Raw genomic sequence first — 17,076 nt, 5'->3', positions numbered from 1 at the left:
GAGTTAATATAGTTGACTAGGAAACATTACCATTATAGTTTCCATGTCAATTAATTTACCTCCCAAGGAGAGCCGCCATGGATGCGGAACGGATCGCCATTGCCCGCGACTGCCTGGAGGCCGCCCATACGGGCAGCCTGACTTTCCCCGCCATCATCGGTCGGCTGCTTGCGGCGGGGTTTGAGGGGTATCTGGTGGATTATCGCTGCGGCACGCAGAGCTATTACCTGCCCGATGGCGATGCTGTCACCCTGCCCCTGCCCCACAGCGCCGGCAGCATTGCCCCGACCTTCGACGCCACCTCAGTGGAACGCCTGATCCGCTGGGCCCAGGCCGACGGGCCGGATTATTCCTATCCGGCCTTCTGCGAACAGGTGAAGCAGGCAGGCTGCGCCAGCTACCTCGTCACGTTCCTGGGCCGCCGCGTCGTCTATTACGGTCGGACGGGCGACATGCATGTGGAGCATTTTCCGGGGTGATGGGGGTACGGGCGCCATCGTTCGCTGGTGCTGGACCGCCGACAGGCATATTCTTACCGAAGCATGATCGATAGCTGCAGAGGTATGACATGGCAGCCACGGCCACCCTGTCCAGCAAGTTTCAGATATCCATCCCCGAGGCCGTCCGCGAGGAGCAGCAGTGGCAGGCCGGGCAGGAATTCGTGTTCATCCCGAAGGGCAAGGGCGTGCTGTTGATGCCGGTGCCCGACCCCAACCGGCTTGCCGGCATCGCCAAGGGTGCCAATAAGGAAGGCTACCGCGATCGCGCGGATCGGTATTGACGGTATTAGACTGTTCACAAAGCCAGACTGCTAAAACCAAATACAACAGGGACAGGAGAAGCCCATGACCACCCGGATCGCTTCATGCAGTTGCGGCCAGTTGCGCTTGACCTGTCAGGGGGAGCCGGGGCGGGTGTCCATGTGCCATTGCCTGGAATGCCAGAAACGCACCGGCAGCGTGTTCGCCACCCAGGCAAGGTTCTCGCGCGACGGCGTGAGCATCACAGGCAGCACCAGCACATGGGCCCGCCAGGGCGACAGCGGCGGCACCGCCACCTTCCATTTCTGTCCCACCTGCGGCTCAACGGTCTATTGGGAGATGGACTGGGCACCCGATTCCCTTGCCATCGCCGTGGGGGCCTTCGCCGACCCGACTTTCCCGCCGCCGACTGTGATGGTCTATGAGGACCGGATGCACCCCTGGGCGCTGTCGGCGGAGGGCTTGGGGATGGAGCGGTGGGGGTGAGGTGTCGGGGTTTGCGCGCCGAAGCGGAATTTAGACAGCGCCCCAAATGTGATTTGGTTTAATCGCATAGAAAATACTTCCAATCTCGACAATAAATATCTTAAATTGAGAGGCAACGCCTACTTCAGATCATCAGACTGGGGGGGGCAATGAACACTCTTGTAATTTGGAATGGTAAGCGCCATGATTATTGATGATGACAATAATGACGACTCTGTCATATTACAGATGGGAATATCTGGCTATGATGGTACGGAAAGTGATTATACCGCACAGGAGTACCATGCTCTCGCCGTTCAATCACTTCGTGCTGCAGAAAGCCTCGATAGCCAATACCAAAACCCAATATTTATTCTTCTTTGCCATGCTCTAGAGCTATCTTTAAAGTCATACCTTTCACTTATGGGCGCAGGAAGTGAATATCTTAGAAAAAATTACGGCCATGATATTGAAAAGTTGTTAGGATCATGCAGAGAAAAGGGCCTATCTTTAAACGAAGATACACTAAATTTGATAGAGATGTATTTCTATGATTTTGATCAAGACAAGTATAATAGAGAAAGCTTTGCTAAATTATCTCATGAAAAAAAGAAAATCTTACAAGATGAACATCGAGCAGAAATATACTCAATAGTTGAAGATTATAAAAATGCAAAAGAGCCTATACCTTATAGCATTCAACTCTTCTTGGCATATGTATTTGATGATGAGAATGCTAAAGCAGAGATAGGTAGTAAAAAATACAGAGATGATAAAAAGAAAGTAGGGCACTTTGCAAGCATTAGATACCGAATTGATAATGTAATTCCACCTAGGATTTCTTCACAGCGCTCCATACGAGAAGTTATTGAGGCAACAGATCCAAATGTTTTTCAAAAAAAGATAAATCATAGCAAAAAATTAATATGAAGCGTATAAATGAGCGATTTACTGAGTTAATTTCTATAGAATGTATAGGTATTTTAGGCACAAATACAAAATCAATCCAATTGGCCATGCGTAAGCATCATCAATGGTACGCTCCCAGCCCCATTTCAGCCCCCCACACCGCCCCCCCTCACTCACTCCACCCGATGCCCCTCCAACCGCCGCCGCGCTGCTTCTTCCTCGGCGCGGCGTTTTTCCTTTTCCGCCTTGGTCTGGCCGAACTTCACGCGGTTTTCGACGGCCTGGACCTCGCGGTCGGCTTTGGCCTTGGCCTTGCGGGCGCGGTTGAGATTCACGATTTCGCCCATTTCATTCCCTATCCTGTCGGCCACCGGTTCTATAGGTTAAGACCGTTCGATGGGGGGATGGCAAGAGGGATGGGCTGGGTGTGAAGCGGATCGCGGTGACCCTGGGGCTGACGCTGGCCCTTCTGATCCTGGTGGTGCTGGTCGGGCCGGCCCTGGTGCCGTGGAACGAGTTTCGCTCCCGTGTGGCCGATGGGCTGGCCGGGTTGACGGGGCGGCAGGTGGTCATTGATGGCGACCTGAACCTGACCCTGCTGCCGGTGCCTACCCTGACGGCAGGCGATGTCCGGCTGCTGGATGAGGGCGAACCGCTGGCCCGGATCGGGCGGGTGGGCATGCGGGTGCGGCCCTGGCCCCTGCTGCAAGGACAGGTGCATATCGAGCAATTGGCGCTGGATGACGCGGAGATGCGGGCCATCCTGCCCGCCGATGGGCCGGCACGCTGGCCCATCGCGCTGTCATCCCTGGGCGGGGCGGTGCAGGTCGAAGGGGTGACCCTGTCGGCAGGGTCGCTGGCCATCGAACGCGCGGGTGGTGATGTCATCCGGCTGGCGGGTCTGTCGGGTGAATTGACGGCGGGCGGGCCGTCGGGACCGTTCGAGGTGACGGCCACGGGCGCCCTGGACGGCGCGCCGGCGCGGTTCAGCCTGAATGCGGCCCGCAGATCCGCCAATGGGGCCGTGCCGGTGCGGGCCTTGCTGGCGCTGACCGATGCCAAAGCGGAGTTGCGCTTTACCGGCACCCTGCCGCCCGCCGGCGGCGATCTGCGCCTGGATGGCGATGTGGCGCTGCAGGGGCCGGATGCGGCGCCTGTCCTGCGGCTGGTGCAGCATCTGGCCGGCATGGAACTGCCCGCCGACGCCATGGGCGGGACCGGCGACGAGGCGGGCAAGGCCCCTGCCCTGTCGCTGCGCGGGCGGCTGTCGCTGTCCCGGCAGAGCATGGGCATGGACGGGATCGACCTGCAATGGGGTGACAGCCGCGCCACGGGCAGTGTGGAAATCCCGCGTGAGGGGGACGGCGTCGGGTCGGTCGTGCTGGCCTTTACAGCACTTGACCTGGATGGGTTGGGCCGCGACCTGCCGGGCCTGTCGCCCTGGCTGCTGCGCGCCAATCTGACCTTGGATCTGCTGGCCGATCAGGGGCGGTGGCGCGGGGATATATTGCGCGACCTGCGGCTGGTCGGGCGGCTGGGGGGCGGCGTGCTGGGCGATGCGGACCTATCTGCCACCCTGCCCGGCAGCACGGTCCTGACCCTGAAAGGGGCCGCGGATTTCAGCGGGGAACAGCCCGTGCTGGGCGCCGATCTGGACCTGAAATCCGATAGTGTGCGCGACATGCTGGCCTGGGCCGGGGTGGGGATGGAGACAGTGCCCCTGGAACGGCTGCGCCAGGCGCGGCTGACGGGGCGGCTGTCGGGCAAGCCGCAGGATATGGCCCTGACGGATGCCAAGGGCAGCGTTGATACGACGGGGTTCAGTGGCGCTGTTACGCTGTCGCGGCGCGACCGGATGGGGCTGGGCCTGCGGCTGGAGCTGGACCGGCTGGACCTTGATGCCTATCGCGCCAAGGAGGCGCCGCCGCTCTGGCCGCTGCTGAAACCGCTGCTGGCCGATATCGACCTGACGCTGGAGGGCAAGGCGGGGCAGTTGGTGGCGGCAGGCATGCCCATTGAGGGGCTGGCGCTGGATGCAGGATGGACCGGGGGGGCGCTGACCCTGCGCGATGCGGCGGCGGACAGCGTGGCCGGTATCAAGGTGAAGGCCAGCGGGCACCTGTCGGACAAGGAGGGGGAGGCATCGCACCTGACCCTGACCGGGTCTGGCACCTCGCTGGCCCCGCTGCTGCGCGCGCTCGGCCGGCCCGATCCGGTGCTGGCGGAACGGTTGGGGCCGGTGGCGGTGGAGGCACGGCTGGTCGGTGATGCGGCCAAGCTGTCGGTCGATATCCGGGCCGACGCCTTGGGCGGGACCACGCAGGTGGGCGGCAGCATCGGCAACCCCACGGCCCGGCAGGATGCGCAACTGGATGTGAAGCTGCGCAGCACCCTGCCCGACAGCGCCAATCTGTTGCGCCTGCTGATGCCGGACTGGCGACCCGCCGGGCCGCTGGGTCCGCTGGACCTTTATGCCGGCATCACAGGGCCGCTGTCGGGCACGCTGGTGCTGGACGGGGTGACGGGGCAGTTCGCGGGGCATAATGCCAACGGCGCCCTGACCTGGACCCCGGCCCCGGCGGACGGGACCGGGCCGGCGCGGCTGGACGGCAAACTGTCACTGTCGGTGCTGGATGCCGATCTGGTGATCCCGGCCCTGACGCGCGACGGGGCCGCCTGGGATCTGGGCTGGACCCGCCGTTTGAATGGCAAGCTGGAGTTGAGCGTGCCGCAACTGACCCTGGGGGGGGAGAAGCTGGGCAATGTTACCCTGCCGCTCACCATCGGCAATGGCCTGATCCGGGTGGAGGGAGCGGCGGGCCGCTGGCAGGGCGGCGATGTCACCCTGACCGGCGCGTTGGAACAGACGGAGCGCTCCGGGCTAGCGACGGATGAGGAACCAGGGCCGGTGCCACTGTCGGGTTCCATCACCCTCGCCGTCAAGGATGCGGTCACACCGGGCTGGCTGACCGGCCCGTCGCTGGGCGTGGGCGGGGGTCGGTTCGACCTGTCGGTGACGGGCACGGGGGCCGGCCCCACGCCGCGCGCCATCCTGTCCGCCCTGGCCGGCGAGGGCAAGGTGAGCCTGCGCGATGGGTCCGTCACGGGGCTGGATCTGGCGCTGGTGGGCAAGAAACTGTCTGAAGGCGGGCCGAAGGGGCCGACGCAGCTGCGCACCGCCCTGCGCGCCAAGGGGGTGACGGGTTTCGACAGCCTGTCGCTGTCCTTCACCCTGGCCGATCAGGTAGCGGCACTGAGCGGGATTGAGGCGGCGGGGCCGGCGGGGCGGATGGCCGGGGCCGGGCGCTGGTCCTGGGCCAAGCGCACCCTGGATCTGGGCCTGACGGTCACGCCCGCCAGCCCGGCAGACGCACCACCCATGGCTATCAACCTGACCGGGCCGGACCAGTCCACCGTCCGCACCCTGGACGTGGCAACCGCCGATGGCTGGCTGGGCAAGCGGGAGGCGGATCGGTTGGCCAAACAGGCCGCCGCAGCCGAAGCCGCAGAAGCCGCCAAGGCCAAGGCGGCCGAGGCGGCGAAGCCCAAGCCCCCTGCCCCGGCCCCGGCGGCACCCAAGCCTGAGGCGAAGCCAGCGCCGAAGCCGGAGAAGGAAGGAACCGTGCAGGGAATCCTCGACCGGTTGAAAGGGAACCCTTGATTTGGAAGTCGAATGAGTATTCAAGTCCTAACCGACAGAACCATCAGCACAGCAGGGAGTGCGTGCCATCATGTTGAAGGGTAAGGTTGCCATCATCACCGGCTCCACCAGCGGCATCGGCCTTGGTGTTGCGCGCAAGCTGGCGGCTTCCGGCGCCGATATCGTGCTGAACGGCTTTGGTGATGCGGCGGAGATCGAGGCGGTGCGGAGCGGCATCGAGGCCGATTTCGGCGTCAAGGCCCGGTATTCCGCCGCCGACATGACCAAGCCGGATCAGATCAAGGCCATGGTGGATGAGACGGTGGCAGCATTCGGCTCTGTCGATATCCTGGTCAATAATGCCGGGATTCAGCACACGGCGCCCGTCACGGAATTCCCCGCCGAACGCTGGGACAGTGTCATCGCCATCAATCTGTCGGCGGTGTTCCACGGCATCCAGTCCGCCTTGCCGCATATGCAGGCCAAGGGCTGGGGCCGCATCATCAATATCGCATCGGTGCATGGGCTGGTGGCCAGCGTCAACAAGGCGGCCTATGTCGCGGCCAAGCATGGCGTGATCGGCCTGACCAAGGTGGTGGCGCTGGAAAATGCCGAGGGTGGCATCACCTGCAACGCCATCTGCCCTGGCTGGGTGCTGACGCCGCTGGTGCAGAAGCAGATCGACGCCCTGGCCGCGCGCGAGGGGATCAGCGAGACGGAAGCCAAGGTGAAACTGCTGTCGGAAAAGCAGCCGTCCAAGCAGTTCACCACGCCCGAGGAGCTGGGCGATCTGGCCGTGTTCCTGTCATCGCCCGCCGCCGCCAACATCAAGGGCGCTGCCTTGACGGTGGATGGCGGCTGGACCGCGCAGTAATTACCCATTCCAAATTCCCTTCCTCCAGTTAAAGCGCATCATGACCCGATCAAAAACCGTCGCCCGCCCCCGTATTGGTCTTGCGTTGCAGGGGGGCGGGTCGCATGGGGCCTTTACCTGGGGGGTGCTGGACCGGTTGCTGGAACTGGATCGGCTGGATGTGGAGGCGATTTCCGGCACGTCCGCCGGAGCCATGAACGGCGCCCTGATGGCCTATGGCTGGCTGACGGGCGGGCCGCAGGCGGCGCGTGATCTGCTGTACCGGTTCTGGCGGCGGGTGGCCAAAGCCAACGCGTTTGGCCCGCTGTCGCCATCCTTCCTGACGCAGTTGACCGGCAATCCCAATGTGGAGGCGCACCCGGTCTATGCCGGGTTCGACCTGATGATCCGCATGATGTCGCCCTATCAGTTCAACCCGCTGGGCCTGAACCCGCTGGCCGATGTTCTGGAAGGGTTGATTGATTTCAAGGTGCTGCGGGAGGCGGCGGAGATGCGCCTTTTCGTCAGCGCCACCAATGTGGCGCGGGGACGCATGCGGCTGTTCCAGGGTAAGGATTTGTCGGTGGATTGCCTGCTGGCCGCCGCCTGCCTGCCCTTCCTGTTCCAGGCCGTGCGGATCGACGGGGAGCATTACTGGGACGGCGGCTATATGGGTAACCCGGTCCTGGACCCGCTCATCAAGGAGTGCCGGACCAACGATATCCTGATCATCCAGGTCACGCCCATCGAACGGCCCGACGTGCCAAAGGCACCCACCGCTATTGTCGACCGCATGAATGAGGTCAGCTTCAATTCCATCTTCCTGCGCGAATTGCGCTCGATCGAGCTGGTAAACCGGCTGCTGGCCAAGGGGGCGATGACGGAAGAGGCGTCTGGCATGCGGTCCATCCATCTGCACCGGATCGAGGCGGAGGAACGGATGGGCCATCTGGGCGTGTCCAGCAAGCTGAATGCCGATTGGGGCTTCCTGTCCGACCTGCGCGATACGGGCCGGGCGGCGGCCGATGAATGGTTGGCGCGGCATGAGAAGGATTTGGGCAAGCGCAGCAGCTTTGAGACGGGGCCGCTGTTCGTGTGAGGTGAGCAGTGTCGATAACCTGTGATGGCCATCACAGGCCGATACAGTTGCCCCCTATGTCGGACATGACAAACATGCTATAGCGGCGCCTTCCTCAGCATCCAAACACAACAAGGCTGCAATGGCTTGGATATCAAACGACCCCGAACGGGGTTTTTTCGGGCATCCGCGTGGTCTGGCGCCCCTGTTCTTCGCCGAGATGTGGGAACGCTTCTCCTTCTACGGCATGCGGGCACTACTGACCCTCTATCTGGTCAAGCATTTCCTCTATAGCGACGGGACCGCCGGCTTCATCTATGCCAGCTACGCCTCCCTGAACTATGCGATGCCGGTGATCGGCGGCCTGATCGCCGACCGGTATCTGGGCAGCCGCAAGGCGGTGATGCTGGGCGCCATCCTGCTGGTCTGCGGCCATATCGGCATGGCGTTTGAAGGCTCTCCCGCGCAGGTCATTGACGGTGTCGTGGTGCGTCAGTCGCCCTATGACCAGATCATGTTCCTGTCGCTGGCCTTCATCATCACCGGCGTCGGCTTCCTGAAGTCGAACATCTCGACCATGGTCGGCAAGCTGTATGGCAGCAAGGACGATCCGCGCCGCGACCCCGGTTACACGATCTTCTATATGGGCGTGAACCTGGGCTCGTTCTTCTCCACCATCGCCTGCGGTTACCTGGGCGAGACCTATGGCTGGAAATACGGCTTCGGTCTGGCCGGTATCGGCATGGTGTTCGGCCTGATCGTGTTTGCGCGCGGCACCAAGTGGTACCGCAATTCCGAAGCACCCGATCCGGTGAAACTGTCCAAGCCGCGCGCCTTCGGCCTGTCGCTGGAATGGATGATCTATATCGCCGCTGTCATCGGCGTGATCATTAACTGGCAGCTGGTGCAGAACCATCACGTCGTCGGCTCCTTGCTGCTGTCGGTCGTGGCGCTGGTTGTGGTTGGCCTGATCTGGTTCTCCATCACCCAGTGCACGAAGATCGAGCGCGAGCGTCTGATCGCCATGATGCTCATGATCTCGTTGTCGGTGGTGTTCTGGACCCTGTTTGAACAGGCCGGCACCTCGCTGACCCTGTTCGCTGACCGCAATTCCGACCGTTCACTGTTCGGCCTGATCATTCCGGCCTCGGTGGTGCAGGTCTTCAACCCGATGTTCATTGTGCTGCTGGGCCCGCTGTTCAGCTGGGGCTGGGTGGCGCTGGCCCGCAAGGGTCTGGAGCCGTCCACGCCGATGAAGTTCGGTCTGGCCATCATCCAGGTGGCACTTGGCTTCGGCGCGCTGGTCGTCGGTGGTGCTGTCGTGGGTGAGGATGCGCAGACCGGCCTGATCTGGCTGGTGCTGGCCTATCTGCTGCACACCACTGGTGAGCTGTGCCTGTCGCCTGTCGGCCTGTCCATGATCAGCCGCCTGTCGGTGGCCCGCATCACGGCCATGATGATGGGTGTCTGGTTCCTGTCGTCGGCTGGTGCCCACTATCTGGCGGGCTTCATCGCCGATGCTGCCAGCGCCAGTGCTGAGGGCGGGGCCGTCCTGTCGCCGCAGGAAAGCCTGAAGGTCTATACCGGCGTGTTCTACGACCTGCTGATCTGGGCCGGTGGCATCGGCGTCGCCGTCTGCGTCGCCTCCCCGCTGATCCGCAAGCTGATGCACACGGACGCCGCCGACATGCACACGGAAGGCAAGGGCAGCAAGGCCGCCTGATCCTTCGATTTGATGTAGAGTGTGAAAGGGCCGCCCGGCGCAATCCGGGCGGCCTTTTTGTTTTAGCCGCGCAGAGCCGCCAGTGTGGCATGGTCCGTCATGTCGAAGCCGATGGGCGTGACGCTGATTTCCCGGCGGCGCAGCGCGCCGATATCCGTGTCATCGGCCCCCTGCCCCGGATGGCGGCGGATGGAGAGCCAGTGATAGGGGAAGCCGCGCGTATCTTCCCGGCTTTCCACGCCCATCGCCATGCTGCCCGGCGGGGCCTGCCGCGTGATGGCCACACCCGCCACCTCTTCCGGCTCCACATCGGGGAAGTTCACATTCAAGACGCTGGCCGGTGCTGTGCCGAACCGGCGGACAATGGCCTCCAGCCCCGATATGGCCGTGTGCCAGCGCACATTCTTGCGGTCGCGCCAGGCCTGACTGATGGCATAGGCCGGCAACCCGCACAGTCGGGCCATCAAGGCGGCGCTGACGGTCCCGGAATAGCCCACCTCCTCCCCGATATTGGCGCCGCGGTTGATGCCGGAAAACACGATGTCGGGCGGATTGTCCTTCAGGATGTGGCTAAGCCCGATCACCACACAGTCGCTGGGCGTGCCGGTGACGGCAAAGCGACGGGGGCCGCGTTCCAGAACGCGTAAGGGGCCGTGCAGGCTGATGGCGCGGGACACGCCCGACTGGTCATGTTCGGGGGCCACCACCCAGACCTCCGCCGCCAGCGGTGTCACCGCTTCGATCAGGGCCGCCATGCCCGGCGCGTCGATCCCATCATCATTGGTCAGCAGCGCGCGGTTGAACAGCGGGGCGGTCGGGGCTTGCATGGCGGGTCCGGACATGGTGGTTAGAGGCGATACCCATTCAAATCGAACAAGCGTTTGAAGTCGAGCGCGAACAGGACCCGCAGACCATGGAAGAACGCCTGCCCACCCATCTGTTTGTGCAAAGTCATCTCTGGCGCCTGTCGGCGGCAGGCGTGCCGGCCTATGTGCTGCGCAAGGGGGAGCGGGAAAGCGGCCTGATCCTGTTGAAGATCACGGTGCCGTTTCAGGGCAGCCGCATGTTCAGCCAGGGCCGCGATATCAGCGGCAGGCTTGGCTGGCAGCCGGGGGCCAATGGCGAGATGATCGATGAAATGGCGGCACGGGAATTCGTGGAACGCCATGTGAAACGCGACCCCGATCTATGGGTGATCGAGGTGGAGACGCGGGATGGCAGCAATCCGTTCGTAGAAGAAAAAACCTGACGCAACCCTGCCCCCCGTGCGCTTTTTCTTGCAGAGACAGAAAATTTCGTGAATTCAGGCGCGGAATCCTGATCGAACCCCAGACATTGGTTCCGCAACCCATGAAACACCCTGCCTACCGCTACGCCCGTATTCTGTCCGCGACGACCGCTGTTATGGCCCTGTCGCTTCCCGCCATGGCAGAAACGGCCCCCCCTGGCACGAACCTTGACGAGATCGTCGTCACCGCCACCCGCCGCGCCACGACCATCCGCGATATCCCGGCCAGCGTATCCCGCGTGGACCGCAATGACTTTGAGGCCAAGGCAACCCGTTTCATCGGGGAAGAATTGCGCGGCCTGCCCGGACTTGTCGTTAAGACCAACGACCAGGGCACCTATACCGACATCACCATCCGTGGTGTGCCCAACCGGGTGCATAACGACACCATCACCGTGCTGATGGATGGCGTGCCCTTCGTCACCGGCGATGATGAGGTGGACCTGGAGCAACTGCCCTTTGGCGTTGTCGGACAGGTCGATGTGGTGCGCGGGCCCACCAGCGCCCTTTATGGCCGTGGCGCCATTGCCGGCACCATTAATTACATCACCCGCGAGGTGACGGACGAGCCGCTATCCCAGGCCCAGGCCGGCTATGGCTCACACAATTGGTGGAACGCCGCCGCCATGGTGCAGCGCCCGACCGGCGATGTTGGCGCCATCCTGATCTCTGCGCAGGCGCAGGGGTCGGATGGCTGGCGCGACCGTACGGATCGCGAGGAACAGACCCTGTTCGTGAAACAGCGTCTCGACCTGACCGAGGCCACGGTGCTGAATCTGACCGGCACCTATGTGAATACCGAACAGGGGCTGGCCGGTGAGTTACCGACCGATGCGAACGGCATCCCCGTCGCTCTGCCCGGCGGGCGCAAGGGCAACTGGAACCAGGATGGGGCCGGCTTTGACAAGCGGATGTGGACGGGCACGGCGGTGCTGTCCAGCGCGGTGACGGAGAATGTCACCAGCACCACCCGCCTGCATGCCCGCCACGCCAACACCGCTGGCAAACAGGGTTTCTTCAACCCGTATGACCCGGCCAGCGGCACCGTGAATTTCACCGGCTTCCGCGTGGATGGCAGCACCGATACCTATTTTGCCGAACAGCAGGTGGATGCACGCCTGAATGATACCTGGCGCGTTCTGGCTGGTCTGTCGGCGGAGCAGGTGGAGGCCCACCATGTGGAGACCTGGACCGGGGAGTTCGATTTCGGCCCCCGCTTCTATACCCAGCGGCGCAACGCCCAGACCGGCGCGCATGTCGATGCCAACCTGTGGCAGTCGGATTACCTGCTGAACGCCAATGCCCGCAACCGCACGCAGGCGGCCTTTGCCCAGGTCGATGGTGATTGGGGCGATGTGGCGGCCAGTATTGGCGCGCGGCTGGACCGGTTTCAGCGCAAGGTGCATTACGGTCCGTCGGGCAGTGGCTATGGCCCCGACCCGGAGGTCACCGTCAAGGACAGCGACAGCCATGTCAGCCCCAAGGCATCACTGCGCTGGCGGGTCAATGACCTGCTCACCGCCTATGCGGCGTTTGGCGAGGGGTTCAGCCCTGGCTTTGGCCCCATCTGGTCCTTCCGCAACCGCAATAAGGATCTGAACCCGGAGATCGCCCGCAATATCGAGGCGGGGTTGAAGGGCCAGACGGCGGATGGGCGCTTCACGGCCAGCATTACCGCCTATCAGCTTCGCCGCTCCGACCTGCTTCAGCTTCTGCCTGTCGGCGGCTCTGCCCGGACCATCAATAACGGCCGGCAACGGTCGCGCGGTGTGGAGGTGGAGGCATCCGCCGATCTGGGTAACGGTACGGCGGTGAACCTGACTTATGGCTTTACCGAAGCCATCTGGACGGAGAACGCCTTCTTGGAGCCGGACACCAACCGCCCCTTCGATTTCACCGGCAAGGATGTGGCGGGCGTGCCGCGCCATGCCGGGCGGGTGGAGATTGTGCAGGCGGTGCCAGATGTCCCCGTTACCCTGCGCGCCTGGGCCGATATCTCCGGCGATTACGCCTATGACGGCGCCAACAGCCGTAAGGCCGGCGGCTATATGCTGACCAATGCCGCCATCACCTGGACGGCGTTGGATGGGCTGGACCTCACCCTGACGGGGCGCAACCTGTTCGACCGCAGGGTCAACACGGTGGTGGCCAATAATGACGGTCCCTTCGCCTATTTCCCGCAGCCGCCACGGGAATGGGTGCTGATGGGGACTGTGCGGTTCTGACGATCACCAGCGAAACGGGCCGGAGATACCGGCCCGTTTTCTCAGTGACCAACTGACACCGGTAACAATTTGACACATGATCAGACTAGGAAACCGGTGTCATGTGTGATTTACTCGGGGCTTGAGAGGTGGCCGGCAGAGCCACCGATGGAGCGAAGCCCGGAGACGTTCGAATGTCCATTGCCGCTTTCAAGCGTGCCTTGATCTGTGCCTGCCTGCCGCTGATGCTGGCCCTGCCCGGCCATGCCCAGTCCGCCACCAGCAGCCCCGCCACGCAGGAGGCTGTACAGGCACCCAGCCGCGCGGAAATCCTGGAGACCATGAAGCGGGCGGCCCGGTTCATGATGGAGGAGGCGGCCGTCAATGGCGGCTATGTCTGGCAATATCTGCCCGACTTCTCCCGCCGCTGGGGTGAGCTGGAAGCCAACAAAACCATGATCTGGGTGCAGCCACCGGGCACGCCCACCATGGGGCATCTGTTCCTGGACGCCTGGCACGCCACGGGTGACGCCTGGTACCTGGATGCCGCCATGAAGACGGCAGATGCGCTGATCAAGGGGCAGCTGGAAAGCGGTGGCTGGAACTACGTCATCGATACGGCCGGCGAGGACTCGCTGAAGCGCTGGTACGATACCTATGGCAAGAATGCCTGGCGGATGGAGGAATTCCATCATTACTACGGCAACGGCACATTCGACGATGCCGGCACCGCCGAGGCGACGCAGTTCCTGCTGCGCCTGTACCTGGAGAAGAAGGATAAGGGCATCAAGAAGGCGCTGGACAAGGCGCTGGGCTTCATCCTGAACGCGCAATATCCCAATGGCGGCTGGCCGCAGCGCTTCCCCCTGGTCAAGGATGGCGGCCTGCATGGCAAGCCGGACTATACCGGCTACATCACCTTCAACGATGATGTATCGGGCGAAAATCTGGAGGTGCTGATCTTCGCCTATCAGGTGCTGGGCGATAAGAAGCTGATCGACCCGATCCGGCGCGGCATGGACATTTTCATCGCCACGCAGCAGCCGCAGCCGCAGCCCGCCTGGGGCCTGCAGCACCGCACCACCGACCTGAAGCCGACCGGTGCCCGCACCTATGAGCCAGAGGCCTTTGCCACCCATACGACGGCCAACAATATCAAGCAGTTACTGAACTTCTACCGTCTGACCGGCGATGCAAAATATCTGGCGCGCGTACCCGAGGCGCTGGATTGGCTGGACAAGGTGCAATCGCCGCCCAGCCTGCGGACCCAGGGCCGTACGCACCCGACCTTCCTGGCCATCGGCACGGACAAGCCGCTATATCTGCATCGGCGCGGGTCGAACGTGGTGAATGGCGAATATTACACCAGCGACAGCCCGAATGAGGTGATTGCCCATTACGGGTCCTTCCGGTCCATCGACACCGCAGCCCTGCGTACGGAATATCAGAAGCTGGCGGCCACGAAGGGCGAAGAGATTTCCAAGGGCTCGCCCATGCTGGCCAAGCCCGGTACCTACAAGCTGCCCCGCTATTTCACGCTGCGCGATGTCGATGTCTTCGACATGATGAAGACGGACAATGCGGAGAAGGTGGCGGGTGCCGACAAGCTGGCCGATTTGATCCGGGGCCTGAACCCGCGCGGATATTGGCCGGTGAAGCTGACCGCCGTATCGAACCCTTATATCGGCGACGGGCCGGCCACGCCGACCGGCGGCGAATACCGGGCGACGCGTGTGGGCGACCTGTATGACACGTCACCCTACAATGCCGATTACCCGGTGGAAGGCATCTCCACCGCCGCGTTTGTCAAGAATATGGGCGAACTGATCAAGGCGCTGGGGAAGTAAGGGCCGGCGTCAGATATCCAGGTCTACCTGATGGCTGTCCGGGGTGACGGCCATCAGGGCATGGATGTAGTTTGAAATCTTGGTGGCGCGTTCGCTGTGCAAACCCAACAGGATCTGCATCTGCTGCGCCAGTTGTACCGCATCGACCTCATCGCCGACGGCCGGCGGGGCCGCGGCATCCGGCGGCATTTCTTCCCCTGCCGTCAGCGCGGCCAGTGACTGTTCTGGCGTTGGCGGCGGCGGTGGCGGATGGTCTGGCGCGTGATCGGGCTGCCGCTCGGCAAAGCGGCCCAGATTGTTGCGGATACGCTGCTTCTGCGGTGTGGTCAGGTCGGGCAGGCTTTCGACCTCATCCATCACGAGATCAATCAGGCGATGACGAAGGCTGCGTCCTTCCCGTCCCTTCTCCTCCCGCCGCTGCCGCTCCTCAATCCGGTTGACGCCCAGGACGTGCCGGTCCTTCGACGGGGGCGTCACCGGCGTGGGCAGTCGCTGCAAAGGGGGCGTATAGAAAGCCATACGCCAGTTTACCACGTCGTATCCGATTGGAAATGCGCTGGTTTCGGGCGTTCAGAGGCCTCAGTTGCCCGCGTGGCGCATGATGGTTACGGACGGCGTACCCCAAAGGCGGGATGCAGCAGCCGGTCCCCCGGCTTGATCCCCAGCTTGGCCGACAGCCCGCCATTCAGTTCCAGCACCGCCAGCGCGGGCCCGGCGGAGGGCAGCGGCGTCAGGTCCAGCGGCTTGCCATGCTGGATGTTCAGGATATAGCCCTTGGCATCGATGAAGATGATGTCCAGCGGGATCAGGGTGTTCTTCATCCAGAAGGACAGTTTGCTTTCCTGATCATTCAGGAACAGCATCCCCTTCTCATCCGCCATCTTCTCCACGAACATCAGGCCGATGGCCTGCTGCTGCGGGGTCAAGGCCAGATCGACATTGAAGCTGTGGCGCTGGCCGCCCTTGGTTTCAATCACCAGATTGTCGCGGTTCAGGCCCGTCTGCGGCCCCATCTGGGCGGCGGCATCAGGGATGGCGACGGGCAGGAAGACAGGGGACAGGGACAGCAGCAGGGCAAGGGCCAGACGGCGCAGCAGCATGATGGATCCCGGCGCGGGGTTAAGATGGGTTCTGTCTTACCACAGGTCGCGCACGGATGCTGCGGCCTGCCGCACCATGTCGCGGATGGGGCCTTCATGCGGCGGATCGACCAGCGTTTCCATCCAGCGGCGGGGCGGGTTGCGTCCCTCCCGCCGGTCCCAGGTCAGTGATTTCAGCACGTCGGCCGCAGCGGGGGTCAGGGCGGCTTCCGTCGGGTCGATGCCGTTCAGGACAGCCCAGATGCCGGCCCAGGCACGGCCCACCGACCAGGGATTATAGCCGCCACCGCCAACCACGATGGTGCGCGGGGCCAGCCCCACGAGATCACCCACCGCCCGCCACAAGGCGCGATTGGACAAAGACAGGCGCGACAAGGGATCATCAGCCAGGGCATCGGCGCCGGTCTGGATCATCATGGCCTGGGGCCGATAGGCGACGGCCAGCGGGATGATTGCTTCCTCCACCACATGGCGGAATTCATCATCATTCACGCCGGCGGGCAGCGGGATATTGCGGGCCATGCCGCCGGCCCGGTCATCCAGCTTGCCCGTATGCGGCCAGCGCCCTTCCTCATGCGTGGAAATGGTCAGGACGCGTTCATCATCATGGAAGGCATCCTGCACCCCGTCGCCATGATGGGCGTCGAGATCGACATAAAGGATACGGTCCAGCCCCTGATCCAGCAGCGCCATGATGCCCAGGACGGGTGCGTTGAAAAAACAGAAGCCGCTGGCCCGCGCGGGGCGGGCATGGTGCGTGCCGCTGGCCGGTGAATGCACCACACCACCATCGCGCACCAGATCGGCGGCCAGGATGGCGGCACCGGCGGCGATGGCGGGGCGTCGGTACATTTCCGGGAATACGGGGTTTTCCAGCTTGCCCAGGGCATAGCGCAGGGCCGTATCCAGATCGACCTTCTGATCCCGCTCCGCCCGTTGTACCGCCGCGATATAGTCGCGGTCATGGAAACGGGCCAGTTGTTCAGGCGTGGCCATCGGGCTGTCGAGGTAGACGGCATCATCCAGCCAGCCCATGGCGCGGGCCAGATCAGTTGCCACCGATACGCGCGGAATGGAAAGCGGGTGTTTCTTGCCGTAACTGGAATGGCGATAAATCTCACCGCCCAGGTAAAGCGGGCGTGTCGTCGCGACGGATGAGAGGAGCGGGGCGGCGCTGTCGGGCATGATGAACGCAACTTATGTTGCGC

At 63.1% G+C, this 17,076-nt stretch carries 16 protein-coding genes; 11 read left to right on the top strand and 5 right to left on the bottom strand.

Annotated features, from left to right (window positions below):
* Window positions 1-77: 77 nt before the first annotated feature.
* The 4 genes from C0V82_RS03845 to C0V82_RS26725 all read left to right on the top strand — a co-directional run bounded on the left by C0V82_RS03845 (window position 78) and on the right by C0V82_RS26725 (window position 2,156).
* Window positions 78-479 carry a DUF1398 domain-containing protein gene (locus tag C0V82_RS03845; RefSeq protein WP_102111192.1) on the top strand — a complete coding sequence of 134 codons (402 nt, stop codon included), beginning with the start codon at window positions 78-80 and terminating at the stop codon, window positions 477-479.
* Between the two features lie 89 nt (window positions 480-568).
* Entirely contained in the window at window positions 569-781 is a 213-nt protein-coding gene (locus C0V82_RS03840) for an AbrB/MazE/SpoVT family DNA-binding domain-containing protein (protein ID WP_102111191.1), read from the top strand.
* Window positions 782-845: 64 nt separating this feature from the next.
* A complete protein-coding gene (locus C0V82_RS03835) occupies window positions 846-1,247 on the top strand; it encodes a GFA family protein (RefSeq protein WP_102111190.1) in 402 nt (133 codons plus the stop codon).
* A gap of 183 nt (window positions 1,248-1,430) precedes the next feature.
* Window positions 1,431-2,156 carry a hypothetical protein gene (locus C0V82_RS26725; protein WP_158659717.1) on the top strand — a complete coding sequence of 242 codons (726 nt, stop codon included), beginning with the start codon at window positions 1,431-1,433 and terminating at the stop codon, window positions 2,154-2,156.
* Window positions 2,157-2,308: 152 nt separating this feature from the next.
* On the opposite strand, the gene C0V82_RS03825 is transcribed toward C0V82_RS26725, so the two are convergent.
* Window positions 2,309-2,482 carry a DUF4169 family protein gene (locus tag C0V82_RS03825; RefSeq protein ID WP_102111188.1) on the bottom strand — a complete coding sequence of 58 codons (174 nt, stop codon included), beginning with the start codon at window positions 2,480-2,482 and terminating at the stop codon, window positions 2,309-2,311.
* Window positions 2,483-2,562: 80 nt separating this feature from the next.
* Here C0V82_RS03825 and C0V82_RS03820 point away from each other — a divergent pair, with 80 nt between their 5' ends.
* The 4 genes from C0V82_RS03820 (at window position 2,563) to C0V82_RS03805 (ending at window position 9,429) form a co-directional block, all read left to right on the top strand.
* Window positions 2,563-5,796, top strand: coding sequence for an AsmA family protein (locus C0V82_RS03820; protein WP_102111187.1), 3,234 nt, complete (start codon window positions 2,563-2,565; stop codon window positions 5,794-5,796).
* Window positions 5,797-5,866: 70 nt separating this feature from the next.
* Window positions 5,867-6,649 (top strand): 3-hydroxybutyrate dehydrogenase, encoded by a 783-nt coding sequence (locus tag C0V82_RS03815; protein WP_102113217.1) that lies wholly within the window; start codon window positions 5,867-5,869, stop codon window positions 6,647-6,649.
* A gap of 40 nt (window positions 6,650-6,689) precedes the next feature.
* The gene (locus C0V82_RS03810) at window positions 6,690-7,727 is read left to right on the top strand and encodes a patatin-like phospholipase family protein (protein WP_102111186.1); all 1,038 of its coding nucleotides are present in this window, start codon (window positions 6,690-6,692) and stop codon (window positions 7,725-7,727) included.
* A gap of 121 nt (window positions 7,728-7,848) precedes the next feature.
* Window positions 7,849-9,429 (top strand): peptide MFS transporter, encoded by a 1,581-nt coding sequence (locus C0V82_RS03805; protein WP_102111185.1) that lies wholly within the window; start codon window positions 7,849-7,851, stop codon window positions 9,427-9,429.
* Between the two features lie 62 nt (window positions 9,430-9,491).
* On the opposite strand, the gene surE is transcribed toward C0V82_RS03805, so the two are convergent.
* Window positions 9,492-10,256: a 5'/3'-nucleotidase SurE gene (gene surE, locus C0V82_RS03800; protein WP_102113216.1), complete on the bottom strand. Its 765-nt coding sequence runs from the start codon at window positions 10,254-10,256 to the stop codon at window positions 9,492-9,494.
* An 86-nt stretch (window positions 10,257-10,342) separates the two neighbouring features.
* Here surE and C0V82_RS03795 point away from each other — a divergent pair, with 86 nt between their 5' ends.
* The 3 genes from C0V82_RS03795 to C0V82_RS03785 all read left to right on the top strand — a co-directional run bounded on the left by C0V82_RS03795 (window position 10,343) and on the right by C0V82_RS03785 (window position 14,768).
* Window positions 10,343-10,678: a DUF1491 family protein gene (locus C0V82_RS03795; protein WP_102111184.1), complete on the top strand. Its 336-nt coding sequence runs from the start codon at window positions 10,343-10,345 to the stop codon at window positions 10,676-10,678.
* A gap of 101 nt (window positions 10,679-10,779) precedes the next feature.
* Entirely contained in the window at window positions 10,780-12,942 is a 2,163-nt protein-coding gene (locus C0V82_RS03790; protein ID WP_102111183.1) for a TonB-dependent receptor, read from the top strand.
* 173 nt (window positions 12,943-13,115) lie between these two features.
* A complete protein-coding gene (locus C0V82_RS03785; RefSeq protein WP_102111182.1) occupies window positions 13,116-14,768 on the top strand; it encodes a pectate lyase in 1,653 nt (550 codons plus the stop codon).
* 9 nt (window positions 14,769-14,777) lie between these two features.
* On the opposite strand, the gene C0V82_RS03780 is transcribed toward C0V82_RS03785, so the two are convergent.
* From C0V82_RS03780 to C0V82_RS03770, 3 genes are all read right to left on the bottom strand, one after another.
* Window positions 14,778-15,287, bottom strand: coding sequence for a hypothetical protein (locus C0V82_RS03780; protein ID WP_102111181.1), 510 nt, complete (start codon window positions 15,285-15,287; stop codon window positions 14,778-14,780).
* An 86-nt stretch (window positions 15,288-15,373) separates the two neighbouring features.
* On the bottom strand, window positions 15,374-15,868 hold the full coding sequence (locus C0V82_RS03775) for a DUF192 domain-containing protein (protein WP_102111180.1): 495 nt from the start codon (window positions 15,866-15,868) through the stop codon (window positions 15,374-15,376).
* Window positions 15,869-15,904: 36 nt separating this feature from the next.
* Entirely contained in the window at window positions 15,905-17,053 is a 1,149-nt protein-coding gene (locus C0V82_RS03770) for an acetoin utilization protein AcuC (RefSeq protein WP_102111179.1), read from the bottom strand.
* Window positions 17,054-17,076 lie beyond the last annotated feature (23 nt).

The sequence above is a fragment of the Niveispirillum cyanobacteriorum genome (genome assembly GCF_002868735.1).
Lineage (GTDB): Bacteria > Pseudomonadota > Alphaproteobacteria > Azospirillales > Azospirillaceae > Niveispirillum > Niveispirillum cyanobacteriorum.
Note: the sequence above shows the minus strand (reverse complement) of the source record. Positions and strands in the feature narration are given on the sequence as shown.

Coding starts and splice junctions, on each gene's coding strand:
- surE (WP_102113216.1), bottom strand. CDS start 10,256: ATGCAAGCCCCGACCGCCCCGCTGTTCAACCGCGCGCTGCTGACCAAT.
- C0V82_RS03805 (WP_102111185.1), top strand. CDS start 7,849: ATGGCTTGGATATCAAACGACCCCGAACGGGGTTTTTTCGGGCATCCG.
- C0V82_RS03845 (WP_102111192.1), top strand. CDS start 78: ATGGATGCGGAACGGATCGCCATTGCCCGCGACTGCCTGGAGGCCGCC.
- C0V82_RS03785 (WP_102111182.1), top strand. CDS start 13,116: ATGTCCATTGCCGCTTTCAAGCGTGCCTTGATCTGTGCCTGCCTGCCG.
- C0V82_RS26725 (WP_158659717.1), top strand. CDS start 1,431: ATGATTATTGATGATGACAATAATGACGACTCTGTCATATTACAGATG.
- C0V82_RS03835 (WP_102111190.1), top strand. CDS start 846: ATGACCACCCGGATCGCTTCATGCAGTTGCGGCCAGTTGCGCTTGACC.
- C0V82_RS03810 (WP_102111186.1), top strand. CDS start 6,690: ATGACCCGATCAAAAACCGTCGCCCGCCCCCGTATTGGTCTTGCGTTG.
- C0V82_RS03840 (WP_102111191.1), top strand. CDS start 569: ATGGCAGCCACGGCCACCCTGTCCAGCAAGTTTCAGATATCCATCCCC.
- C0V82_RS03770 (WP_102111179.1), bottom strand. CDS start 17,053: ATGCCCGACAGCGCCGCCCCGCTCCTCTCATCCGTCGCGACGACACGC.
- C0V82_RS03825 (WP_102111188.1), bottom strand. CDS start 2,482: ATGGGCGAAATCGTGAATCTCAACCGCGCCCGCAAGGCCAAGGCCAAA.
- C0V82_RS03815 (WP_102113217.1), top strand. CDS start 5,867: ATGTTGAAGGGTAAGGTTGCCATCATCACCGGCTCCACCAGCGGCATC.
- C0V82_RS03775 (WP_102111180.1), bottom strand. CDS start 15,868: ATGCTGCTGCGCCGTCTGGCCCTTGCCCTGCTGCTGTCCCTGTCCCCT.
- C0V82_RS03790 (WP_102111183.1), top strand. CDS start 10,780: ATGAAACACCCTGCCTACCGCTACGCCCGTATTCTGTCCGCGACGACC.
- C0V82_RS03795 (WP_102111184.1), top strand. CDS start 10,343: ATGGAAGAACGCCTGCCCACCCATCTGTTTGTGCAAAGTCATCTCTGG.
- C0V82_RS03780 (WP_102111181.1), bottom strand. CDS start 15,287: ATGGCTTTCTATACGCCCCCTTTGCAGCGACTGCCCACGCCGGTGACG.